General features: G+C 63.0%; 20 protein-coding genes and 1 pseudogene. 12 read left to right on the top strand and 9 right to left on the bottom strand.

Annotation, left to right across the window (positions count from 1 at the left end; all coding sequences use genetic code 11):
• Positions 1 to 197 precede the first annotated feature (197 nt).
• Positions 198 to 572: a hypothetical protein gene (locus NKH63_RS15205; RefSeq protein WP_352482644.1), complete on the bottom strand. Its 375-nt coding sequence runs from the start codon at positions 570 to 572 to the stop codon at positions 198 to 200.
• Positions 573 to 661: 89 nt separating this feature from the next.
• Between NKH63_RS15205 and NKH63_RS15200 the strand changes: the two genes are divergently transcribed.
• Together NKH63_RS15200 and NKH63_RS15195 are read left to right on the top strand one after the other, a co-directional pair.
• A complete protein-coding gene (locus NKH63_RS15200; protein WP_352482645.1) occupies positions 662 to 982 on the top strand; it encodes a hypothetical protein in 321 nt (106 codons plus the stop codon).
• A complete protein-coding gene (locus NKH63_RS15195) occupies positions 963 to 1,916 on the top strand; it encodes a methyltransferase family protein (RefSeq protein ID WP_352482647.1) in 954 nt (317 codons plus the stop codon). Before NKH63_RS15200 ends, NKH63_RS15195 begins: the two co-directional genes overlap by 20 nt.
• Before the next feature lie 36 nt (positions 1,917 to 1,952).
• On the opposite strand, the gene NKH63_RS31345 is transcribed toward NKH63_RS15195, so the two are convergent.
• The gene (locus tag NKH63_RS31345) at positions 1,953 to 2,489 is read right to left on the bottom strand and encodes a DUF982 domain-containing protein (protein ID WP_502896333.1); all 537 of its coding nucleotides are present in this window, start codon (positions 2,487 to 2,489) and stop codon (positions 1,953 to 1,955) included.
• On the opposite strand from NKH63_RS31345, the gene NKH63_RS15185 reads away from it, so the two are divergent.
• From NKH63_RS15185 to NKH63_RS15165, 5 genes are all read left to right on the top strand, one after another.
• Positions 2,475 to 3,536 (top strand): glycosyltransferase family 4 protein, encoded by a 1,062-nt coding sequence (locus tag NKH63_RS15185; protein WP_352482649.1) that lies wholly within the window; start codon positions 2,475 to 2,477, stop codon positions 3,534 to 3,536. The two genes, NKH63_RS31345 and NKH63_RS15185, sit on opposite strands and share 15 nt — an antisense overlap.
• Positions 3,537 to 3,584: 48 nt before the next feature.
• A complete protein-coding gene (locus NKH63_RS15180) occupies positions 3,585 to 5,747 on the top strand; it encodes an amylo-alpha-1,6-glucosidase (protein ID WP_352482651.1) in 2,163 nt (720 codons plus the stop codon).
• 175 nt (positions 5,748 to 5,922) lie between these two features.
• Positions 5,923 to 7,704, top strand: coding sequence for an alpha,alpha-trehalose-phosphate synthase (UDP-forming) (locus tag NKH63_RS15175; RefSeq protein WP_352482652.1), 1,782 nt, complete (start codon positions 5,923 to 5,925; stop codon positions 7,702 to 7,704).
• A complete protein-coding gene (otsB, locus tag NKH63_RS15170) occupies positions 7,701 to 8,543 on the top strand; it encodes a trehalose-phosphatase (protein ID WP_023717704.1) in 843 nt (280 codons plus the stop codon). Before NKH63_RS15175 ends, otsB begins: the two co-directional genes overlap by 4 nt.
• A gap of 128 nt (positions 8,544 to 8,671) precedes the next feature.
• Positions 8,672 to 10,129, top strand: a complete 1,458-nt coding sequence (locus NKH63_RS15165; RefSeq protein WP_352482653.1) for an NCS1 family nucleobase:cation symporter-1 — start codon at positions 8,672 to 8,674, stop codon at positions 10,127 to 10,129.
• Between the two features lie 30 nt (positions 10,130 to 10,159).
• On the opposite strand, the pseudogene NKH63_RS15160 reads toward NKH63_RS15165, so the two are convergent.
• From NKH63_RS15160 to tpiA, 5 genes and pseudogenes are all read right to left on the bottom strand, one after another.
• A pseudogene (locus tag NKH63_RS15160) lies at positions 10,160 to 10,700 on the bottom strand (DUF1697 domain-containing protein).
• 11 nt (positions 10,701 to 10,711) lie between these two features.
• Positions 10,712 to 12,340, bottom strand: a complete 1,629-nt coding sequence (pyrG, locus tag NKH63_RS15155) for a CTP synthase (protein ID WP_352448839.1) — start codon at positions 12,338 to 12,340, stop codon at positions 10,712 to 10,714.
• Between the two features lie 146 nt (positions 12,341 to 12,486).
• The gene (locus tag NKH63_RS15150; RefSeq protein WP_352482655.1) at positions 12,487 to 13,608 is read right to left on the bottom strand and encodes a L,D-transpeptidase; all 1,122 of its coding nucleotides are present in this window, start codon (positions 13,606 to 13,608) and stop codon (positions 12,487 to 12,489) included.
• 199 nt (positions 13,609 to 13,807) lie between these two features.
• Positions 13,808 to 14,254, bottom strand: a complete 447-nt coding sequence (secG, locus tag NKH63_RS15145; protein ID WP_352482656.1) for a preprotein translocase subunit SecG — start codon at positions 14,252 to 14,254, stop codon at positions 13,808 to 13,810.
• A 163-nt stretch (positions 14,255 to 14,417) separates the two neighbouring features.
• The gene (tpiA, locus tag NKH63_RS15140; RefSeq protein WP_023717708.1) at positions 14,418 to 15,185 is read right to left on the bottom strand and encodes a triose-phosphate isomerase; all 768 of its coding nucleotides are present in this window, start codon (positions 15,183 to 15,185) and stop codon (positions 14,418 to 14,420) included.
• A 142-nt stretch (positions 15,186 to 15,327) separates the two neighbouring features.
• On the opposite strand from tpiA, the gene NKH63_RS15135 reads away from it, so the two are divergent.
• Genes NKH63_RS15135 through NKH63_RS15115 form a run of 5 tightly spaced genes read left to right on the top strand, consistent with a single transcriptional unit; the run spans position 15,328 to position 20,758 of the window.
• The gene (locus NKH63_RS15135) at positions 15,328 to 17,220 is read left to right on the top strand and encodes a SurA N-terminal domain-containing protein (RefSeq protein WP_023717709.1); all 1,893 of its coding nucleotides are present in this window, start codon (positions 15,328 to 15,330) and stop codon (positions 17,218 to 17,220) included.
• The gene (gene trpD, locus NKH63_RS15130; RefSeq protein ID WP_352482657.1) at positions 17,217 to 18,227 is read left to right on the top strand and encodes an anthranilate phosphoribosyltransferase; all 1,011 of its coding nucleotides are present in this window, start codon (positions 17,217 to 17,219) and stop codon (positions 18,225 to 18,227) included. Before NKH63_RS15135 ends, trpD begins: the two co-directional genes overlap by 4 nt.
• Positions 18,228 to 18,231: 4 nt before the next feature.
• Positions 18,232 to 19,044, top strand: a complete 813-nt coding sequence (gene trpC, locus NKH63_RS15125; protein WP_352482658.1) for an indole-3-glycerol phosphate synthase TrpC — start codon at positions 18,232 to 18,234, stop codon at positions 19,042 to 19,044.
• Between the two features lie 2 nt (positions 19,045 to 19,046).
• Entirely contained in the window at positions 19,047 to 19,553 is a 507-nt protein-coding gene (moaC, locus tag NKH63_RS15120) for a cyclic pyranopterin monophosphate synthase MoaC (protein WP_023717712.1), read from the top strand.
• The gene (locus NKH63_RS15115) at positions 19,553 to 20,758 is read left to right on the top strand and encodes a molybdopterin molybdotransferase MoeA (RefSeq protein WP_352482661.1); all 1,206 of its coding nucleotides are present in this window, start codon (positions 19,553 to 19,555) and stop codon (positions 20,756 to 20,758) included. The genes moaC and NKH63_RS15115 overlap by 1 nt, the downstream gene beginning before the upstream one ends.
• Before the next feature lie 7 nt (positions 20,759 to 20,765).
• On the opposite strand, the gene NKH63_RS15110 is transcribed toward NKH63_RS15115, so the two are convergent.
• Positions 20,766 to 21,596 (bottom strand): hormone-sensitive lipase, encoded by an 831-nt coding sequence (locus tag NKH63_RS15110; protein ID WP_352482663.1) that lies wholly within the window; start codon positions 21,594 to 21,596, stop codon positions 20,766 to 20,768.
• 95 nt (positions 21,597 to 21,691) lie between these two features.
• A complete protein-coding gene (gene kynU, locus NKH63_RS15105; protein WP_023717715.1) occupies positions 21,692 to 22,939 on the bottom strand; it encodes a kynureninase in 1,248 nt (415 codons plus the stop codon).
• Positions 22,940 to 23,096 lie beyond the last annotated feature (157 nt).

Genomic DNA, 23,096 nt, shown 5'->3' with positions numbered 1-23,096 from the left:
AGCGAGGCGTCAGAAAGCGAGGTATCTATGCAAAATTTTCGGAATTTACTCCGGTTCACAATCATGGGCATGGCGGCCACGACAACCGCAATAGTCATCACAGGCCTTACCCCCGAGACAACCGAAGCGACTTTGATTTGCCATAGGGTGGTCTGCCAGAAGGCGAGCAATGAACGCAGTGCTTTCGGCACCAAATATCAGCGCAAGTGCACCTGCGAAAATGTAAGCGAGGGCGCTAACAACCATCCCTCCCCGCGCAACGTCAACAAGGGGCCCATCGGCGGTTCGAGCGGCACCAGCAGTTCAGGCGGCAGTAGTGGTTCGAGCGGCACCAGCAGCTCAAGCGGCAGCAGTGGTTCGAGTGGCAGCAGTGGTTCGAGTGGCACCAGCGGCTCGAGCGGCACCAGTGGTTCAAGCGGCAGCGGTGGTTCAAGCGGCAGCAGCGGCTCGAGCGGCACCAGTGGTTCAAGCGGCAGCAGCGGTTCGAGTGGCAGCAGTGGTTCAAGCGGCGGCAATGACGGAACAAGCAGCGGCGGATCCAACGGCAGCGGTGGAGTGTAGCAGCTGCTCAAGTGGCTCCAGCGGCGGCGGGTGGGCACACCACGTGACCCGTGCCGGCCGCCCACGACGATCAAACCCTCACGACAACGGGAGTAGTAGCTTGACGCTCCAACCGAAATCCGCGACCGCGCCCCTCACCGGCCTTGCAGGACTGCTTGGTCTTGCGCTGGCCGTCGGGGTGCTCGTCGACAGAAGCTGGCCTGTGCATTTGCAGGCCATGACTGTCATTGCAGCTACCGCGGCAGCGATGATCGCGGTCGACACGGCCTATTTCCAGACGTTTCGAAGGCGTTCAACGGGATTGCAGGCAAAGCCGATGCGAGCGCTTGAAGTCGAGCGCGTCATGCGCAAACTCATCGGCTTCATCGTCACGCTCACGACGAGCGCCGCAGTCTACTGGATTGCCGGAATACCGGCGTGAGTTTTACGCCCCCTACTGGGCAGCTCTCTACGACACCTTGCCGGCGCTGCTCGTCGCCGCGCCGTTTTATGTTGCTTATGTCGATCGCCGGCAAACCGATCCGGAAGATTCATATGCCGAAATCGGTGCATTCGTCCTCGGCGGCGCCGTGCCGCAAAGGACTGAGCAGATACGCCAGCATGTGCGGGGCTGGATCGTCAAAGGCTTCTTCCTGCCGCTGATGTTCGTCTATCTGTGCTCCGCGCTAGGTTCGATCCTGGCCGGACTGGAACAACCGTATCAATTCGACATCATGCGCTGGCACGCTTTTGCAATCGATCTCCTGTTCATGGTGGATGTCCTTGTCGCGGTCGTCGGCTACATTTTCACGCTGCGCGTCCTCGACAACCATATCCGCACCGTCGAGCCCACTGTGTTCGGCTGGCTGGTTTGTCTTGCCTGTTATGAACCCATGAATGCCGCCACCCGTGCCTACCTGAATTACGAAACGGGCGCCAACTGGACGGCGGTGATGCCCACACCGGCGCTCCAGGTTTTCTGGGGATCGGCGATCGTCTTCTGCGTCTTGATTTTTGTCTGGTCCACCGTGAGCTTTGGCCTGAGATTTTCCAATCTCACCAACCGCGGAATCATCACCTGCGGACCGTATCGCTGGATCAAGCACCCCGCCTATGTTTCGAAAAACCTCTCCTGGTGGCTGGTCTCCGTCCCTTTCCTCACCGCTACGGGACCCGCTGAAGCGCTGCGGCACTCCGCCATCCTGCTCGGGCTCAACGCCGTCTATGCACTTCGCGCCATCACCGAGGAACGCCATCTGTCACGCGACCCCGATTACGCCGCCTATTGCGATTACATCGCCGAGAACGGTGCTGTAGCCCAGTTCAAACGACTGTTCGCGAAAGCGAGTCGGTCGCCGATCGGGCGTTCCGGCTGAATGATATCTTGTTTTGAGGGTTAGCGACAGCTGGCGCTATCGTCGCAGCGCATCCGCGCGATGCCGATCCTCGCCGCTCACCGGCAACGGCCGATCGCCCTCGAGCAGGCGGGTGATCCGGGCGAAGCCGGCAAAAGCCTTTCTCGCTTCCTCGGCCGACATCCGGCCGGCCATGGCCGCAGCACAGCAATTCACCGCACATTGGTAAACCGGCCCGCGCCGCCCGGCCGGCCATTTTCGCAGGAATGCCATCGCTTCGGCAACGCTGTCGATCTCCTCCACAGGCTGTCCCTGTCCGCGCAAAATCCGCACGGGCGAAAAGAATTGCAAGCGGTCCATCGTTTCCTCCCCGTCGACCGGATGCGTACGATCGAACCCCACTAAACTCGCGAACTGGCCCTTTGGTTCCCGGCAAAAGAGGCTTGCCATGAAAAATGTTGGCTGGACGGCAAGCTCCGGCAGTCCCAATTGCGCGACATCTTGCCGTTGTACGGGAACGTTAGCGCGACTGATGCATTTCGATCCCACGAGCAGTCTTTTTGAGGGAAATGCCAAAACATGAGAATAGCCCATGTGGCGCCGCTCCATGAATCCGTGCCACCCCGGTTCTATGGAGGGACGGAGCGCATCGTCTCCTATCTGACCGAAGGATTGGTCGAGCTTGGCCATGACGTGACCCTGTTCGCCAGCGGCGATACCAAAACGTCGGCGAAATTGGTGGCGTGTCGCGAGCGTGCGCTGCGTCTCGATCCGCGCCCCCACAAATCCGAAACCGCGGCACATCTCTCTATGCTTGCCGAGGTGAGGAACCGTGCGCAGCAGTTCGACGTCATCCACTTCCATCTCAGCCACTTCCTGCATTTTCCTTTCTTCGAACACATGCCCGACCGGACGGTGACAACACCGCATGGCAGGCTCGACTATGTCGATCTGGCGCCGGCCTACGAACGTTTTCCGCGCTTTCCGATGATCTCGATTTCCCGCAGCCAGAGAGCCGGGCTCGCCAAGGCCAATTGGCTGGCGACCATCCATCACGGGCTGCCGATCGATATCTACGAGCCGACTTTCGAGACGGATGCGGACGAGCCGTATCTGGCGTTCCTGGGCCGGCTGTCGCGCGACAAGCGCCCCGATCGTGCCATCGAGATCGCCTTGCGCTCCGGGCTGAAACTGAAGCTTGCCGCAAAGATCGGCGATGACGACCGCGCGTTTTTCCACGACACTGTCGAGCCGCTGATCGACGGCGACCGTGTCGACTATATCGGTGAGATCGAAGAGGACGGAAAGGCGGAATTCCTCGGCAAGGCGGCCGGCCTGCTGTTTCCGATCGATTGGCCGGAGCCGTTCGGCCTTGCCGCGATAGAGGCGATGGCCTGCGGCACGCCGGTAATCGCCTGGAATTGCGGTGCCCTGCCGGAGATCATCGACCACGGCGTGACCGGTTTCCTTGTCGATACAGTCGACGCTGCGGTCGCCTCGATACCGGAATTGCTACGCCTCGACAGGCGTCAGGTGAGAGCCGTATTCGAGAACCGTTTTTCTGCCACGAGAATGGCCCACGACTATGTGGCAGCCTATGCGCGCCTGATCGGCGCTCCCGGTGAAGCGAGAGCGTCCTGATCGGCGTCATTGTGGAAGTTGAGAACGAAACGACAGAGTTTGTGACGAATGAATCAACTCGACGAGCGTAAGCTTGATCCCGCCGTAGCCCTTGCCTCTCTCGACGAGGTCGCGCCTCGGGAGCCGCACCGGCTGTTCGCCCTCAAGCAAGGCGACTGCTTCGCGGTGGCCGACGCCTATGGCGACATCCGCGGCGCCGGCGACGGCTTTTTCCGAGACGACACGCGTGTGCTTTCGGAATTTCGGTTGACGGTCGGTGGCCGGCAAATGTCGCTGCTCGGCGCATCGCTCAGCCAGGACAATGTCCTTTTCACCTCGAACCTGACCAATCTGCCGATTCAGAGTGTCGGTGGCCGGGATATTCCGCAGGGCGCGATCCACATAGAACGCGTCAGGCTGCTTTGGCAGGACCGGCTGTTCGAGCGCATCACCCTTTCCAACTACAGCCAGGAATCGTCGGCCATTCGGGTTTCCTTGCATTTCGCAGCAGATTTCCGTGACATGTTCGAGGTGCGCGGCTCGACCCGGCCCAAGCGCGGGATAGCCCATGCCGCCGAGACCAGTCCGACGTCCGTGGTGCTTCGATATGACGGGCTGGACCAGCTTGTGCGCCTGTCGGCGATCTCGTTCTCGCAAGCCCCGGACAATTTGACCACCAACCGTGCGGATTTCCTGATTGCGGTGACTAAGCGCAGCAGCGAGGTCCTCTATATCGAAGTCGGCCCGGAAGTGGCGGAGATACCCGACCGCGACCGTTTTCGGGCTGCCGCCGCCCGCGCTCGCTTCGGCATGCGCGCCAAACGCCGCCACGGCGCGACGGTGCACAGCTCTGGCCGCGTCTTCAACGACTGGATCGAGCGCGCGCGCGCGGACGTGGCGTTGCTGACCACCGAGCTTGCAACCGGACCTTACCCCTATGCCGGCATACCCTGGTTCTCGACGGCGTTTGGCCGCGACGGGGTGATCTCCGCACTGCAGATGCTGTGGTTGAATCCCGGGCTGGCGCGCGGCGTGCTCGCCTTCCTCGCCCAGCATCAGGCAACCGAAACGTCGCCGTTCAGCGATTCGCAGCCGGGCAAGATCATGCACGAGACCCGCAAGGGCGAGATGGCGGCACTGCGGGAGCTCCCGTTTGGCCGCTATTACGGCGGTGTCGACACCACGCCGCTCTACATTCATCTCGCTTGTGCCTATGCGGATCGTACCGGCGACATGGCGTTCCTCGACAGCCTGTGGCCATCGCTCTGTGCTGCGGCCGAATGGACCGAAGAGATAAGCCGCGCGACCGGCTTCGTTACCTATCAGCGCGGCGCCGAGTCCGGCCTCGCCAACCAGGGCTGGAAAGACAGCTTCGATTCGGTCTTCCATGCCGACGGTCGCATGCCCAAGGGGCCGATCGCCCTGGTGGAGGTGCAAGGCTATGTCTTTGCTGCGTTCCGTGGTCTGGCAGCGCTCGCCCGCCGCCGTGGCGAGGACGACAAGGCCGATCATTGGGACGAACGCGCCGAAACCATGCGCACCGCGGTCGAACGCCATTTCTGGATGGACGATCTCAATTTCTACGCCATGGCGATCGACGGTGCCGGCGAGGTCTGCAAGGTACGGACGTCGAATGCCGGCCATCTCCTCTATGTCGGGCTGCCCGAGCCGGAACGGGCGCAGTTGGTCGCCGATCAGCTGCTCTCGGCGTCGTTCCACTCGGGTTGGGGCGTCAGGACGCTGGCCGACGATGCGATATTCTTCAATCCCATGTCTTACCACAACGGTTCGATCTGGCCGCACGACACTGCCATGTGCGGTGCCGGCCTGGCACGTTATGGCGTACGCGACAGCGTGGTGCGGCTGATGAGCGGCACGTTCGAGTCGGCTGTCCATTTCAACATGCGGCTGCCGGAACTGTTCTGCGGTTTTACCAGGTCGCCGGGCGAAGCGCCGATCGCCTATCCCGTCGCGTGCCTGCCGCAGGCCTGGTCGGCGGGATCGGCCTTCATGTTGATGCAGGCCTGCCTTGGCCTGGAAATCGATGGCTGGGACGGTGAAATCCGGGTCACCCGCCCGAGGCTGCCGATCGGCATCGACACGCTGACACTGCGGCATCTGGGTGTCGGCTCGGCGGTGGTCGACCTCACATTCCAGCGTGTCGGCGATCGGGTCGTCGCCTTTCTCGCCGATCGGTATGAGGGGATGGTACCGCTCATCGTGCGCACCTGACGCCGCCTCGCAGCGCCGCATCGAAAACGACGCGCGGCACCGCAATCGTCCGGAACCGATAGCCTCTTTGTGCGTTGCAAAAATGGGCGGCGTAGGAACTGTTGTTGTCGCACGGCAGCGAACCAGAAAAACCAATAAAAACGGCTATCGGCGGCCGGAGGCGAGATCACATTCCATGTCAGATTATACTGTAGACCTGCTCTGGGTTTTGCTGATTGCAAGTTTTGGCTTTTCCGCTTTTGCCATTCTCCTATCGATATCCCGCCAGCGCCGCGGCCGCGCGACGGCGGCCGCATACACGCCGAGCGAGGATGTCGCATCGGAAGCGGCACGCAAGGTGCTGCGCGAGTTCGAAAAGAACGGCCAGTCGGCCGACGCGGCGCTGGTCACATGGTCGCCCGACACATTGCGTAAGATCCTGGCCGACGACCTGCCGGACGCACAGGTCATCGTCGTGTCCAACCGCGAACCTTACATCCACAACATCAAGGATGACGGGGTCCAACTTCTGGTGCCGGCCAGCGGGCTGGTTTCGGCACTCGAGCCCATCACTCGCGCCTGTGCCGGAACCTGGATCGCCTATGGCGGCGGAACGGCAGACCGTCTCACGGTCGACAAGGACGACCGGGTGCAAGTGCCGCCAGGCAATCCGTCCTACACGCTGCGCAGGGTTTGGCTGACGGAGGAGGAATATCAGGGCTATTATCTGGGCTTCGCCAATGAGGGCCTATGGCCGCTTTGCCATATCGCTTTCACCCGCCCGATCTTTCGCGCCTCGGACTGGGACGCCTACGAGGCCGTCAACCGCAAGTTCGCCGATACGGTGGTTGCCGAAGCACGCAACGAGCGGCCGATCGTGCTGGTGCAGGACTACCACTTCGCGTTGCTGCCGCGCATGATCCGCCAGCGCCTGCCGGACGCCATCATCATCACCTTCTGGCACATCCCGTGGCCCAATTCGGAAGTGTTCAGCATCTGTCCGTGGCGTGAGCGGATCCTGGAGGGATTGCTCGGCAGTTCGATCATCGGCTTTCATACCCAGTTCCATGCCAACAACTTCACCGAAAGTGTCGACCGCTTTCTGGAGAGCCGCATAGAACGGGCCGACGCGGCGATCTCCTATGGCGGACAGACCACGTTGGTCCACGCCTATCCCATTTCCATAGAATGGCCGGCCCAATTGCTGGCAAGTTTGCCGTCTGTCGAGGAGTGCCGCGCCCGTGTCCGCGATAGATTCGGCCTGTCTGCGGAGACCAAACTATGCGTTGGCGTCGAGCGCCTCGACTACACGAAAGGCATTCTCGATCGCTTCCATGCCTTGGACGAATTGTTCACCAGATATCCCGAATGGATAGGCAAGGTGGTTTTCCTGCAGATCGCGGCGCCGAGCCGGGGGACATTGCCGGCCTACCAGCAACTCCATGACGAATGCCGCCGCTGTGCCGAGGAGCTCAACCGGCGCTATGGCAGCGAGACATACAGCCCTATCCTGATGGTCGCCGAACATCATCGGCAGGAGCAGGTCTACGAGGTCTATCGCGCCGCCGACATCTGCATGGTCACCAGCCTGCATGACGGCATGAACCTTGTCGCCAAGGAATTCGTCGCGGCGCGCGACGACGAACAGGGCGTGCTTTTGCTCAGCACCTTCGCCGGCGCCTCGCGCGAATTGCTGGAGGCACTGATCGTCAACCCCTACGATGCAGCCATGATGAGCGAGGCGCTGTTGCAGGCGCTGACGATGACGCCGGAAGAGCAGCGCGAGCGTTTGCGGCCGATGCGCGAGATGGTCCGCGACAATAATGTCTACCGCTGGGCCGGCAGCATGTTGCTGGATGCCGCGCGCCTGCGCAAACGCGGCGATCTCGACAGGGTGACCGGAACTGGCGAGCGCCCGCCGTCGAACACCAACAACGTCATCTCGATGTTCGAGCGGGCACGGAAGGCAGCGTCGTGAAAAGCTTTGAACAACCGCCGGCGCCGGACCTGCCGGAAGGGCAATGGGCGCTCTTCCTTGACATCGACGGAACCCTGCTGGAACACGCTGCCCATCCCGACGCGGTGTCGGTCGGCGAGGAATTGCGCAATCTGCTTGGGCACATCGAGCAGCGGCTGGATGGTGCGGTCGCCTTCATCACCGGCCGCTCGATCCCCGCTGTGGACAAGCTGTTCCACCCGCTGAAGCTGAGGATCGCCGGCCTCTATGGGCTGGAGCACCGGCTGACGCCGACGGGTCCGATCGATGCCGCCGACGCGCCTGCCGACATCGCCGCCCTTGCCGACGAGATCGAGGCCGAACTGGGCAGCGGCAAGGTCTATGTCGAGCGCAAGGGTCCGGTCCTTGCCGTCCATACAAGAGCAGCGCCGCAACTGCTTGCGCCGGCAATCCAGTTGATCGAACAGGCATTGGCCCGGCTTCCGAAGGGTTATCGGGTGCTTCCCGGAAACGCCGGCGTCGAGCTCATGCCTCTGGAAGCCGTCAAAGGTGCTGCCATCCGGCGTTTCATGGACATTCCGCCCTTTGTCGGCCGGCGGCCGATATTCCTCGGAGACGACACATCGGACGAACACGGTTTCGAGGCCATCAACGAAATTGGCGGCATCTCGATCCGCGTGAAGCCGAACGGACCGACGGCCGCAACCTATGTCCTCGATGGCGTGACCGGCGCAATAGCCTGGCTCGGGGCCAATTTCGAAGTCTCGCCGGTCTCCGGTGCTCGACCGGCCGACAACAAGGCAGAGACCGAATCAAGGGCGAAGCTCAATATCGCAGCCACGGCAGCGTCCGGTCGATAAGCGCGTTTCTCATTGAATATCTTTAAGCCCAAAGCCGGCAGATCGTCTGCTTGCCGGTTCCCCTGCGTCAGGCTTAACCTGCGTGCCACGCGTGGAGGCGCGTGCGGTAACAAGGGGAGGACATCTCTATGACCATACAAGGCGCATCACCGGACCTGTACAATGAGGATCTCGCTCCGGCGAAGGTTCGAAACTGGGGACCGTTCTCGATCTTCAACGTCTGGACGTCGGACGTCCACAGCCTGTGGGGCTACTATCTCGCTGCCAGCCTGTTCCTGTTCTGCGGCGGCTTCGTCAACTTCATCATCGCCATCGGTATTGGTTCGCTGATCATCTATGCGTTGATGAACATGGTCGGCTATGCCGGCGTGAAGACCGGGGTGCCCTACCCGGTCCTGGCGCGCGCCTCCTTCGGCATCTGGGGCGCCAACATACCGGCGCTGGTGCGTGCCATCGTCGCCTGCTTCTGGTACGGCGCGCAGACGGCGGCGGCCTCCGGCGCGATCGTAGCCCTGCTGATCCGCTCGCAATGGTTCGCCGACTTCAACCAGAGCACACATTTCCTCGGCCACTCCGGGCTCGAGGTGATCTGCTTCGCCGTCATCTGGGCGCTGCAGCTCCTGATCATCCAGAGGGGCATGGAAACGGTGCGCCGCTTCCAGGATTGGGCCGGACCGGCGGTGTGGGTGATGATGCTGATCCTGGCGATCTATCTTTGCATCAAGGCAGGCACCTTCGCCTTCACCAGCGACATCCCGATGGATGTGCTGCTGGAAAAGACCAAGGACGCGGGCGTGCCGGGCACGCCGGGCTCCTGGACCTCGCTGTTTGCTGTGGCGGCGATCTGGGTGACCTATTTCTCAGCGCTCTACCTCAACTTCTGCGATTTCGCCCGTTATGCGCCGGACAAGGCATCGCTGCGCAAGGGCAACATCTGGGGCCTGCCGGTCAATCTCATCCTGTTCTCGCTGGTCGCCGGCGTCACCACGATCGCCGCCTTCGACGTCTATGGCGAGGTGCTGCTGCATCCTGACCAGATCTCGGCGAAATTCGACAGCTGGTTCCTGGCGGCGCTCGCGGCCCTGACCTTTGCCGTAGCGACGCTTGGCATCAATGTGGTGGCAAACTTCGTGTCGCCGGCCTTCGACTTCTCCAACGTCTTTCCACGTCAGATCGACTTCAAGAAGGGCGGCTACATCGCGGCGCTGATCGCGCTAGTGCTCTATCCCTTCGCGCCCTGGGAAGGCAGTGCCGCCTCCTTCGTCAACATCATTGGCGCGACGATGGGGCCGATCTTCGGCGTGATGATGGTCGACTACTACCTGATCCGGAAGGGCGAGGTCGATGTCGAGGCGCTCTACAGGGAGAATGGCGAATTCCGCTTCCAGGGCGGCTGGCATGTCAATGCCTTCATCGCCGCCGGTATTGGCGCGGTCTTCTCGTCGATCCTGCCCAACTTCACCGGCCTGCTGCCGTCCTGGTGGGGCGTCTATGGCTGGTTTTTCGGCGTGGCAATTGCCGGCGTCATCTATTACGTGCTGCGTACGATGGCACTCGGCGCCTGGGCCAAGATGGCCAAGGCCTAAACGGATTCGGGGCGGCGCAAGCCGCCCCGTTCATTCTGCGACCATCTCGGCCAGGCGGCGCACGGTGTTCCAGTTGCGCGACGTGCCGATGCCGAGGCGTTTGTGGCTCACCGCCGCAAGCAGCCGCGAACTCGGCGTCTCGCGCGAAAAGACGATCCAGATGTCGCCGCCGACCGCCTGCAGCTTTTCATTCCTGCCGATATAGGCCTGCAGCGCAGAGACCGCATCGGGGGAAACAGGCGCCCGCATCACGCGCACCGCCACCTGGTCCGCGGCTTTAGCCGATTCGGCTGGGAAACGGATTGCCGGCCGCCAGCCTCAGCCAGCCGTCGGCGCGGCGCACGATGATGTCGACATGGCGGCCAAAAGTCTTTGCGAACGCCGCCTCCAGCCGCTGCTCCAACGCCGCGAGTTCTGTCTCCTGCGCCTCGAAGACCAGATTGCCGGTCGCCACCAGTGTGCGCGGGTTGTTCAGGCCCAGGCCTTCGGCCATCGCCTTGAGATCGGACATGACGACCCGCCGCCCCTCGCCCAGGATGATGCTGTAGAGCAGCGCGACGTAAGTTCGCATCGGCGGCTAATCTAGACCAGCCGCGACTGCTCTACCGCCGCCTCGATGAAGCTGGCAAACAGCGGGTGCGGATCGAGCGGCCGGCTTTTCAACTCGGGATGATACTGCACGCCGATGAACCAGGGATGGTCGGGATATTCGACCGTTTCCGGCAGCACGCCATCCGGCGACATGCCGGCAAACACCAGGCCGCAATCCTCGAGCCGCTCCTTGTAGTCGACATTGACCTCATAGCGGTGGCGATGGCGTTCGGAAATCTGCGTATCGCCATAGATCTCGGCGATCTTCGATCCCTTGGCGAGGTCGGCCTGGTAGGCACCGAGCCGCATGGTGCCGCCGAGGTCGCCGGTTTCCCTGCGCTTTTCCAGCATGTTGCCCTTCAGCCATTCGGTCATCAAGCCGACGACCGGCTCCTCGGTTGGACCGAACTCGGTCGATGATGCGTGCTCGACGCCGGCCAGCGAACGAGCCGCCTCGATGCAGGCCATCTGCATGCCGAAGCAGATGCCGAAATACGGCACCTTGCGCTCGCGCGCGAACTTCGCCGCCAGGATCTTGCCCTCCGAGCCGCGCTCGCCAAAACCGCCGGGGACGAGAATGCCATGGACCTTTTCCAGCCACGGCGCCGGGTCTTCCTTCTCGAATATCTCGCTTTCGATCCAGTCGAGCTTGACCTTGACCCGGTTGGCGAGGCCGCCATGCGACAGCGCCTCGATCAGCGATTTGTAGGCATCCTTGAGGCCGGTATATTTTCCGACGACGGCGATAGTCACCTCGCCTTCCGGATTGTGGATGCGGTTGGACACCGCTTGCCATCGTTCCATGCGCGGCTTCGGCGCCGGATCGATGCCGAAGGCGGCCAGCACTTCCGAATCCAGCCCTTCATTGTGATAGGCCATCGGCACGTCGTAGATATGCGGCACGTCGAGCGCCTGGATGACGGCGCTTTCTCGCACGTTGCAGAACAGCGACAGTTTTCTGCGCTCTTCCTTGGGGATCGGCCGGTCGGCGCGGACCAGCAGGATATCAGGCGCAATGCCGATGCCGCGCAACTCCTTGACCGAATGCTGTGTCGGCTTGGTCTTCAGTTCGCCCGCCGTCGGAATGTAAGGCATCAAGGTCAGGTGGACGTAGACGGCGTTGTTGCGCGGCAGGTCGTTACCGAGCTGGCGGATCGCCTCCAGGAACGGCATCGCCTCGATGTCGCCGACGGTGCCACCGATCTCGCACAGAACGAAATCGTAGTCGTCATTGCCGTTGAGGACGAAGTTCTTGATCTCGTCGGTGACGTGCGGAATGACCTGCACGGTGGCGCCGAGATAGTCGCCGCGCCGCTCACGCTCGATGATGTTCTTGTAGATGCGGCCGGTGGTGATGTTGTCCTGCTGGTTGGCCGAGCGGCCGGTGAAGCGTTCATAGTGGCCAAGATCGAGATCGGTCTCGGCCCCATCATCGGTCACGAAGACTTCGCCGTGCTGGTAGGGCGACATCGTGCCGGGATCGACATTGAGATAGGGATCGAGCTTTTTGATGCGTGCGCGATAGCCTCGCGCCTGCAAGAGAGCCCCAAGAGCCGCTGCAGCAATGCCTTTTCCAAGTGAGGAAACCACGCCGCCTGTGATGAATACATATCGCGCCATGGGAGTCATCGCTTAACGCGGCCGAATTGATTCCGCCAGAGAAAAAACCGCCGCGAAGGCTTTTTCCCAAGAAGGCGCTCTGGTCATGGACGTATCAAAACAAAAGGGCCGGCGAGGCCGGCCCTTTTGGCACGATCTGTAAAGCGTCAGATGATGACTACCTTGGTGCCTACTTTCACCCGGCGGTAGAGGTCCATGACGTGCTCGTTGATCATGCGGAAGCAGCCATTGGAGGCGCTGGTTCCGATCGACTGCGGTGCAATGGTACCGTGGATGCGCAGATGGGTATCCTTCTTGCCATCGTAGAGATAGATGGCGCGCGCACCGAGCGGATTGTCGCCGCCGCCGGGCATACCGTCCTTGTACTGCCCATAATGCTTGGGTTCGCGCTTTTGCATATCCAGCGTCGGAATCCAGCGCGGCCATTCCTGCTTGTCGCCGACGGCAACCGTCCCCTTGAACTGCAGGCCTTCGCGGCCGACCGCAATGGCATAACGGCGGGCGGTTGACGATGATTCGACGAGGTAGAGACGGCGGGCGCTGGTATCGATGACGATGGTGCCGGGGTTGTAGCCGGTGAATTCGACCTCCTGCGGCACGAATTCCGGCTTGACCTTGAACTGGCGCTTGGCCTGCTTCCTTTCGAGCGCGGCGTCGAGCGCGCGCGTCTCAGGAAGCAGCGACATCGATGAAGAGGATGTGCCGCCGAACAGTCCCGCGAACAGCCCGACGCTCTGCGGCTTCTGCCCGACCGGTTCGCTGCGCAATTCGCCATTGTTGCCGGTCAGCGCAACGTTCATGGCCTCGGCCGGGATCGGCTCGGCCGACTGGATCGGCGCGATGGGTGCGATCGGTTCGATGATGTTGACGGTCTTCTTCTTGGCCGGCTTGGCATCAGCCACCTTGACCGCCGCGACCGGCTGGCTCTCCTTGGCAAGGAATGCCTGCCGTTCCGCATCGGCCTTGGCTTTCGCCGCCTCGCGCATCGCCAGCTTCCTGGCTTCGAGTGCCTTGGCGCGAGCGGCTTCCTTATCGGCTGCGATCTTGGCTTCGATCTTGCGGATCTGCGCAAGGTCGTCCGGCGTCGGATCTTTCTTCTTCTTGAGAAGCTTCAATTGCGCCGCATCGGTTTTGGCAGCGACGTTGACGACGTCAGTTGTTGTCGCGGCTTTATGAGCCGAATTTGCCGTCGGCATAGCCGCGTAAGCGGGCGCACCTAGGCTGAGCACGGCACAAAGGCCGGCAAAAATGAAGCTGCGAAGCTGCATGGGGAAGATCCGATCGTTCAATGCTTGTTGCCCACGGCGTCGCCCGGCGCCCCCCAAGGACGCCGAAAATGCCGCGCGCAATGTATAATCGATTAGCCGGAAGCGCCTCAAGCGTAGGGCGCGGTCGAATCTTCGTGATTGTGCGGCATTTGCCGCGACTGTGTTCAAACGACAACAGATCGCGGCATCAGATGCCCGATTACTGGTTGGGGACCTGCGGCGTGGCCGGCGCGGTGGCGCCGTTTGTCGCTGGCGGCGTCGCCGGGGCTGTTGTCGGAGGCGTCGTTGCCGCGCCATTGCCGGACGGCGGGGTCGGCGCCGTGTTGCCTGAAGGCGGCGTCGTGGTGCCGGGCAATTGGTTGAGTACGCCCTTGCCTGCCCCGTCCGAGCTCGCCGGGACGCGATCGAGAATGTCGATCGGCTTCTCGCCATAGCGCGCGACGATCGACAGTGTCAGCGAAGTGACGAAGAAAGCCGCGGCCAGGATCGCTGTCGCCCGCGTCAGCGCATTGGCGGCGCCACGCGCGGTCATGAAGCCCGATCCGCCGCCGATGCCGAGACCGCCGCCTTCGGAGCGCTGCAGCAGCACCACGCCGACAAGCGCGAGCACGACCATGAGGTGGACGACGATCAGTACGGTTTCCATAATTTATCCTGGCAAGGCCTTGCGCGGCCGCTGATTTGGAGGCGGCTCAATACAATGCTTTGACGGCATTTCCAAGCCCGTGGCCGGAATATGGGAAGCAATGCGTCCTTTGCAACGATTCTGGCGCCGGCCGTCCGCTCAAATCCGGCAAGCAGTCCCGGTATCAAGCGATGTTTCGATAGGCTTCCGCGATGCCGAGGAAGTCCGCTGCCTTCAGGCTGGCGCCGCCGACCAGCGCGCCGTCGACATTCCTGACGCCGAGCAACTCGACGGCGTTGGACGGCTTGACCGAGCCGCCGTAGAGAATGCGCATCTTGGCCGCCGTATTGCCAAGCTTCCGCGCCAGTTCTTCACGGATATGCGCATGCGCCTCGGCGACGTCGGCGGCGGTCGGGGTCAAGCCGGTGCCGATCGCCCATACCGGCTCATAGGCAATGACGCTGTTGGACGCCGTGGCGTTTGGCGGTACCGAGCCCGCAACCTGGCGCGACAGCACGTCAAGCGTGGCTCCTGCTTCGCGTTCGGCTCTTGTCTCACCAATGCAGATGATAGCCACCAGCCCGGCGCGCCATGCGGCGGAGGCCTTGGCCTGCACTATGGCATCGTTCTCCTTGCGATCAGCACGGCATTCGGAATGGCCGACGATGACATGGCTGGCGCCTGCATCCTTCAGCATCTCCGCCGAAATACAGCCGGTATAGGCGCCGCTTTCCTCGGTGTGGCAATCCTCACCACCGGCCCGGACCGGCGTGCGCGACAGAATCTCGGCGGCGTGCGCAAGCAAGGTCGCCGGCACGCAGACCACGGCTTCGGTCTCGGCGTCGAGCCCGCTCATGAAGCCGTTGCCGATCATCCTGAGCTCGTTGAGCGAGGCGCTGGTCCCGTTCATTTTCCAGTTGCCGGCGACGAGCGGGCGGATTCCAGGCGTCATGGGATTTGTTTCTCCGGGCAATTTCCAGCTGGCTCTCACTATCAAAATCAGGCCACAAAGCAATCGACAGTGAGCAGGAAGGGCGCTATTGCGCTTGTTTCAGACTCGGCGCATGCGAAATGCGCAAAAATCGGAAGTACTCATGCTTGGTATGTTGAGAAGCGCGGCGGGGACCTGGGTCGCGAAACTGCTGCTGTCATTGTTGGTGTTGAGCTTCGCCGTCTGGGGCATCTCGGGGCGGCTGATGGGCGGTCTTGCCGGCCATGACGCCGTGATTACGGCCGGAGGCACCAAGGTCTCGATCAACGAATACCGCCTCGCCTACGATCGCCAGCTCAGCGTAATGTCGCAGCAATTCGGCCAGCGCATCAGCCGTGAGCAGGCGACGGCGCTCGGCATCGACAACCAGGTGCTGGCGCAACTCGTCTCGGGCGCCGTCCTCGACGAGCAGGCCCGCAAGCTCGGCCTTGGCCTGTCCAAGGACCGGCTGGCCGAACTGACCCGCGAAGACCCGGCGTTCAAAGGGCCTGGCGGAACCTTCGACAGGCGAACCTTCGAGTACCTGCTCCGGCAGATCGGCATGCGGCCGGAGGACTATCTGAAAAACCGCGCCCAGGTGGCGGTCCGCCAGCAGATCGTCGAGGCGGTTTCGGATGGCCTCAAAGCCCCGGATACATTCTTCAAGGCGGTCGCGCTCTATCGCGGCGAAGATCGCACAATCGACTACCTGACCTTGCCGAAATCGCTGGTCGAACCGATAGAAGCGCCGTCCGACAGCGTGCTTTCGGCCTATTTCGGGGAGAACAAGAAAACCTACGCCGCGCCCGAATACCGTAAGTTCTCCTATGTCAGGCTCGAACCGGAAGACATCATGGATTTGAGCGCAGTGACCGATCAACAGGTCAGCGACGACTACAACAAGAACAAGGCGCGCTACACCACGCCCGAGATGCGCACCATCGAGCAGCTTGTGTTCAAGACGCCTGATGCTGCCAAGGCGGCGCTCGATTCGCTCAGGACCGGCGCGACCTTCGACAAGATCGTCGCCGCCGAAGGCAAGACGCCGGCCGACACCCTGCTCGGCACGCTGGCCAAGGACAAGATCGCCGACAAGGCGGTTGCCGATGCTGCCTTCAAGCTCAACGCCAATGAAGTCAGCCCGGTCGTACAGGGCGCCTTTGGCCCCGTTCTGCTGCGCGTCACCGAGATCAAGCCCGAAGTGGTGAAGCCGCTGGCCGAAGTGTCCGAGCAGATCCGCAAGGATCTGGCACTGGGCGAGGCAAGTCGCATCTTGCTGGACGTGCACGACAATTACGAGGATACTCGCGCCTCCGGCAGTTCGCTCGCTGAGGCAGCTGCCAAATTGAAGCTGAAGGTCGTTACCATCGACGCCATCGACCGCACCGGCCGAAGGCCGGATGAAAGCATCGTCAAAGACCTGCCGGAATCGCCGGCGCTCATCAAGGCGGTGTTCGAATCCGAACCCGGAACCGACAATGAAGGCCTCACCACCGCCGATAACGGCTTCGTCTTCTACGACGTGAGCGCGATCACGCCGGCCCGCGACCGCACGCTGGACGAAGTCCGCCAGAAGGTCGTGGCCGACTGGACCGCGGCGGAGACCACCAAACGGCTTACCGCAAAGGCACAAGAGCTCGAGAAGCGTCTCAAGGCCGGCGCCACGCTCGAGGTGATCGCCGGTGAGCTCAAGCTCGAAAAGCAGACCAAGCGCGGTGTCAAGCGCGATGCTGACGACGTCGATTTCGGCAAGGAAGGGGCCGCCGCGATGTTCGGCGTCGGCGAAGGCGGCACCGGGCTAATCCCCTCGCCCACAGGCGACGGACAGATCCTGTTCAAGGTTGCCGAGGTATTCGAGCCCGCCGGGGCCGACGCCAACTCAGTACCCCAGGACGCGCAGAAATCCTTCACCTCCGGTATGTCCGACGACCTGCTCGACCAGTTGGTGGCGCAGTTGCAGACGCAATATGACGTCCGCATCGATCAGACGGCCGTAACCCAAGCCCTGGCCAGATGAGCGCGCTGAAGATCCACATCGCCAAGGTCGCCGCCGGTAGCGCTCTTTCCTTCGAGGAGGCGCGCGAGGCCTTCGACATCATCATGTCCGGTGACGCCACCCCCGGCCAGATCGGCGGCTTCCTGATGGCATTGCGGGTGCGCGGTGAGACCGTCAGCGAGATCGCCGGCGCCGTCGCCACCATGCGCGCCAAGATGCTGCGCGTCGAAGCCCCCGAGGGCGCCATCGACATTGTCGGCACCGGCGGCGACAATTCGCACAGCGTCAACATTTCGACCGCATCCGCCTTCGTCATCGCCGGCAGCGGCGTGCCCGTCGCCAAGCACGGCAATCGCGGACTGTCCTCGCTGACCGGCGCCGCCGATGTTCTGATCGCGTTGGGCGTCAAGATCGACATCCCTCCGGAGACGATCGGCCGCTGCATCCACGAGGCCGGAGTTGGCTTCATGTTCGCGCCGGCGCACCACCCGGCGATGAAGCATGTCGGCCCGACCCGGGTCGAGCTCGGCACCCGCACCATCTTCAACCTGCTGGGTCCGCTTTCCAATCCGGCCAGTGTCAGACGGCAGATGGTCGGCGTGTTCCTGCCCGAATGGATCATGCCGGTGGCAGAAACGTTGAAGGAGCTTGGTGCCGACCATGCCTGGGTCGTCCATGGCGACGGTTATGACGAGATCACCACCACCGGCGAGACGCAGGTCGCCGAATTGGCCGGCGGCGAGATCCGCAGCTTTGTGCTGACCCCGGAAGCGGTCGGGCTGAAGCGTCACACCAAGGACGAGTTGCGCGGCGGCGACGCCGCCCACAATGCCCAGGCACTGCGCGACATGCTGGGCGGCGCCGCCGGCGCCTTTCGCGACACGGTGCTGATGAATGCCGGCGCCGGGCTGGTGGTGGCCGGCAAGGCGACGACACTTGCCGACGGCATGGTGACGGCGGCGCAGGCCATCGACAGCGGCCGCGCGCTGAAAGTGCTCGACAGGCTGGTCGAGATTTCGAACGGTTAGAACTATGTCCGACATCCTGCGCAAGATCGAGGCTTACAAGCGCGACGAGATCGCGGCGGCCAAGGCGCAAGTGCCGTTTGCCGAGATCAAGGCACGGGCAACGGACGCCGAAGCGCCGCGCGGCTTTCTTTCCGCCCTTGAAGCAAAGCGCCAATCCGGCAGGTTCGCGCTGATTGCCGAAATCAAGAAGGCTAGCCCATCCAAAGGCCTGATCCGCGCCGATTTCGATCCGCCGGCGCTGGCCAGGGCCTATGCGGAAGGCGGTGCCGCCTGTCTTTCGGTGCTGACCGACGCACCCTCTTTCCAGGGGGCGCCCGCGTTCCTCAGCGATGCGCGCGCTGCCGTCGAGTTGCCTGCCTTGCGCAAGGATTTCCTGTTCGATCCCTATCAGGTCTACGAGGCCAGGGCATGGGGCGCCGATGCCATACTGATCATCATGGCCAGCGTCGACGACGCGTTGGCAAGAGAACTCGAAGCGACAGCTTTCGGGCTCGGCATGGACGCGCTGGTCGAAGTGCATGACGAGGCTGAGATGGAACGCGCGCTGCAGCTGTCGTCGCGGCTGATCGGTATCAACAACCGCAATCTCCGGACCTTCGAAACCAGCCTCGAGACCTCGGAACGGCTGGTCGCGATGGTGCCCGCCGACCGCCTTCTGGTCAGCGAGAGCGGTATCTTTTCGCATGACGATTGCCGCCGGCTGGAGCGGAGCGGCATCGCCACTTTTCTGGTCGGTGAGAGCCTGATGCGTCAACAGGACGTGGCCGCTGCAACGCGCCTGCTTTTGACGGGCAAGGCGCCGGCAGAGGCGATCTGAGGATGGCGGCCGCCCTCACCCATCTTGGCGCGCGCGGCGAAGCCAACATGGTCGATGTCGGCGACAAGGCTGAGACGGTGCGCACGGCAGTCGCGGAGGGCTTCGTGTCGATGCGGCCCGAGACGCTGGACATGATCCTCGCCGGCGATGCCAAGAAGGGCGACGTGCTCGGTACCGCGCGTATCGCCGGCATCATGGCGGCCAAGAAGACGCATGAACTGATCCCGCTCTGCCATCCACTGCTGCTGACCAGGATATCTGTCGATATCGAGCCGGACGCAGCTTTGCCCGGCCTGAAGGTCACAGCATTGACCCGCGTCACCGGCAAAACCGGCGTTGAGATGGAGGCCCTGAGCGCCGTCTCGGTCGCTTGCCTGACCATCTACGACATGGCCAAGGCGGTCGACCGCGCCATGGTCATCTCCGGCATCAGGCTGGTTGAAAAGACCGGCGGCAAATCCGGCGACTACAAGATCACCGAAGATGGGGTCACCGAGGCAGGCCGCTGATGGCGCTGGTCCCAGTTGCTGAGGCGCTCGAGCGCCTGTTGGACGGCGCAGCTGCACTGCAGGGCGAACGCGTCGCGCTGCTGGATGCCGCCGACCGCGTGCTGGCGGAGCCGGTTGTGGCGCTCCGCACCCAGCCGCCGTTCAACGCCTCCGCCATGGACGGCTATGCCGTGCGGGCGGCTGATATCGCGTCCTTACCAGCAAAGCTTTCGGTGGTCGGCATGGCGCCGGCCGGAAGCGGCTTTGCCGGGACGGTGCAGCAGGGGCAGGCCGTCCGTATCTTCACCGGCGCGCCGCTTCCCGAAGGCGCCGACACCATCGTCATCCAGGAGAACGTCCGCGATCTCGGCCGCGGTGTCGTCGAAGTGACGGAGCCGACGGCGCAGGGGCGAAACATCCGCCGCCTCGGGCTCGATTTCGCCAAAGGCGACGTCCTGCTGCACAAAGGCCGCCTGCTCGACCCGGCGGCCTTGTCGCTGGCGGCATCGGCCAACCACCCCGAGGTCGGCGTGGTCAAAAGGCCGTTGGTCGCCATCATCGCCACCGGCGACGAATTGCTGCCGCCGGGCAGCGAGCTTGGCCCCGACCAGATCATCTCCTCCAACGCCTATGGTGTCGCCGCCGCCGCACAGTCGGTCGGTGCGCGAGTGCTCGACCTTGGCATCGCGCCGGACCGCAGGGAGGCGATCGCTGCGCTGGTGGAAAAGGCCGTGAAGGCTGGCGCGAACGTCATCGTCACGCTGGGCGGTGCCTCGGTCGGTGACCACGATTTCGTCCATGACGTGCTGACCGGGCAAGGCATGACTCTCGATTTCTGGAAGATCGCCATGCGGCCGGGCAAGCCGCTGATGTTCGGGCGGCTGGGCGACATTCGCTGCATCGGCTTGCCCGGCAATCCGGTGGCGAGCCTGGTCTGCACCCAGCTCTTCCTGAAGCCGCTGCTGGCGCGGCTCGGCGGCCGCGCCTTTCAGCAGGATATGCGTGAGGCACGGCTCGGCGCTGCCATGCCGGCCAACGATCTCAGGCAAGATTATGTGCGGGCTGTTGTCACAGACGACGCCGGTACGCTCGTGGCGACGCCGTTCGGCATCCAGGACTCCTCGATGCTGAAAATGCTGGCCGATGCCAACGGGCTGATCGTCCGTGCGCCGTTCACGCCCGCCGCGGCGGCGGGCGCCGCCTGCGACGTGCTGATGCTACGCTGAACCTGCCTCACTCCGAGATCAAGGTCCGGGTCAGCGGATGGTCTGGATCGGCCAAACCGTCGATGATGTTGAAATGATGCCGGTCAGGCTCGACCACCGAACTGGTCGCGGCACCCAGGCCGATCCAGATATTGGCCAGCAACGCGCTCTGGCGCAGGAATTCGGCGCGCTCGCCGCCGCCGGCCCAGCAGGTCAGGCGGGCCTTGTCCATCGGGCGCAGCAGCACCGGGCTTTCGGCCTGCGCCTCGGCCTCATCGATCGCCAGCGTCTCGTTCATGCCGGTGCGCATGATCGGGCGCAAATCGTGCACACCCGAGATCGATACGACATGGCGAATGCGCCGGACAATTTCGGGCGCCAGCGGCGTCGTCGTCGTAACCATTCGGCTAACAAGATGGCCACCGGCCGAGTGTCCGGTCAGCATCAGCGGCCCTGCGACCATCCCCGCCGCCTTGCCGATCGCCGCGCCGACTTCCTTGACGATGCCGCCAATGCGCATCTGCGGACAGAGCGTGTAGGACGGCATCGCCACGGCATAGCCGCGATCAACAGCGCCAGCGGCAAGATGCGACCAGAAACTCTTGTCGAATGCCATCCAGTAGCCGCCATGGACGAACACCACGAGCCCCTTGGGCTTGGTGGCCGGCAGGAAAAGATCGAGCCGGTTGCGTGGGCCATCGCCATAGGCCATGTCGAGCCGCGCCCGGCCCTCGGTCGAAAGCACGTCGCGAAAAACCCGCGCGGGCTCGACCCAGGCCGCCGGCCAGCGATCGCTGCCGGCTATGTTGGCGCCGTTGGCATAGGCGTTGTCCCAATCGGCAATGTGACGTTCGAACACCCTGCGCCCTCCCCTGGCAATATGGCCTTGCAACGACCGTGAGCATCGCGCGGCGCGTCGTCGCCAGCCTCACGATTCCAGCTCTCGCATCAATCTCAAGTGACAGCCGCCTTGATGGCGAAGCGCGCATCCTTCCACGCACCGGTGCGCAGGATGTCCTCAAGCACTTCGACGGCCTGCCAGACATCGGCATAGCCGACATAGAGCGGGGTGAAGCCGAAGCGCATGGTCGATGGGGCGCGAAAATCGCCGATCACGCCACGTTCGATCAGCGCGCGCATGATCTGGTAGCCATGCTCGTGCATGAATGAAATCTGGCTGCCGCGTTTTTCCCCGTCGCGCGTGCTTTCGAGCGTTAGCCCGTAAGTGCCGCACTTTGCCTCGACAAGCTCGATGAACAGATCGGCCAGCGCGATGCTCTTCTTGCGCACCGCCGTCATGTCGACATCGTTCCAGATGTCGAGCGCGCCCTTCAGCGTGCGCATAGACAGGACCGGCTGGGTGCCGCACAGAAACCGGCGGATGCCGGTGCCGGCCGCATAGCCTGGCTCGAAGGCGAAGGGCCGTGCATGGCCCCACCAGCCGGTGAGCGGCTGCTGGATGTCGGCAAGATGCCGCTCAGCCGCATAGATGAAGGCAGGCGCGCCCGGTCCGCCATTCAGATATTTGTAGGTGCAGCCAACGGCAAAATCGGCGTTTGCCGTGTCGAGCTCGACTGGCATCGCACCGGCGGTGTGGCAGAGATCCCAGACGATCATCGCCCCGGCTTCCTGGGCCCTGCGCGTCAGCGCCGGCATGTCGCGCAGTTCGCCCGACTTGTAGTTGACGTGGTTGACCAGCACCACGGCGGTGCGTTCGTCGATCAGCTCTTCGATGCTCGGCGCGTCGACCCCCGAGAGGCGCAGCAGCGTATCTTTTCGCGTCGAAACCACACCCTCAGCCATGTAGAGGTCTGTCGGAAAACTGTCGCCCTCGGCGACGATGACCTGCCGCTCCGGCCGCATGGCCATGGCGGCGTGCAGCAGCTTGTAGATGTTGACCGATGTCGTGTCGCAGACCACCGTCTGGCCGGCCGCGGCACCGATCAGGCGCCCGAGCTGGTCGCCAAGTTCGAGCGGCATGTTGAACCAGCCGGCCGTGTTCCAGGCGCGGATGAGATCATGCGCCCATTCTTCGGTCACTGCCTTGCTCAATTCATCGAAAGCGGCACGCGAAGCGGCCCCTAGCGAATTGCCGTCGAGATAGATCACTCCTTGCGGCAGCACAAAGCGGTCGCGCATCGCGCGCAGCGGATCTGCAGCATCCATCGCCCTTATGGCCACGAGATCGGGAATTCCTGTCATGATTTGTCTGCTCCCCAAGATTCACCGCAACGCCGGACACGCATCGACGGCATCCATCGGTCACGAGCGGTTCTCCATTACCTGGTATCGCGCAGCAAGGCTCCACCGGCGACAAGTTGCCTGACCACGCGGTGGAAACCAGGAGCCAAGCCAACCC

Source organism: Mesorhizobium sp. M0960, from assembly GCF_040319055.1.
In the GTDB taxonomy this organism is placed as follows: Bacteria; Pseudomonadota; Alphaproteobacteria; order Rhizobiales; family Rhizobiaceae; genus Mesorhizobium.
This window is presented reverse-complemented; position numbering and strand designations above follow the sequence as displayed.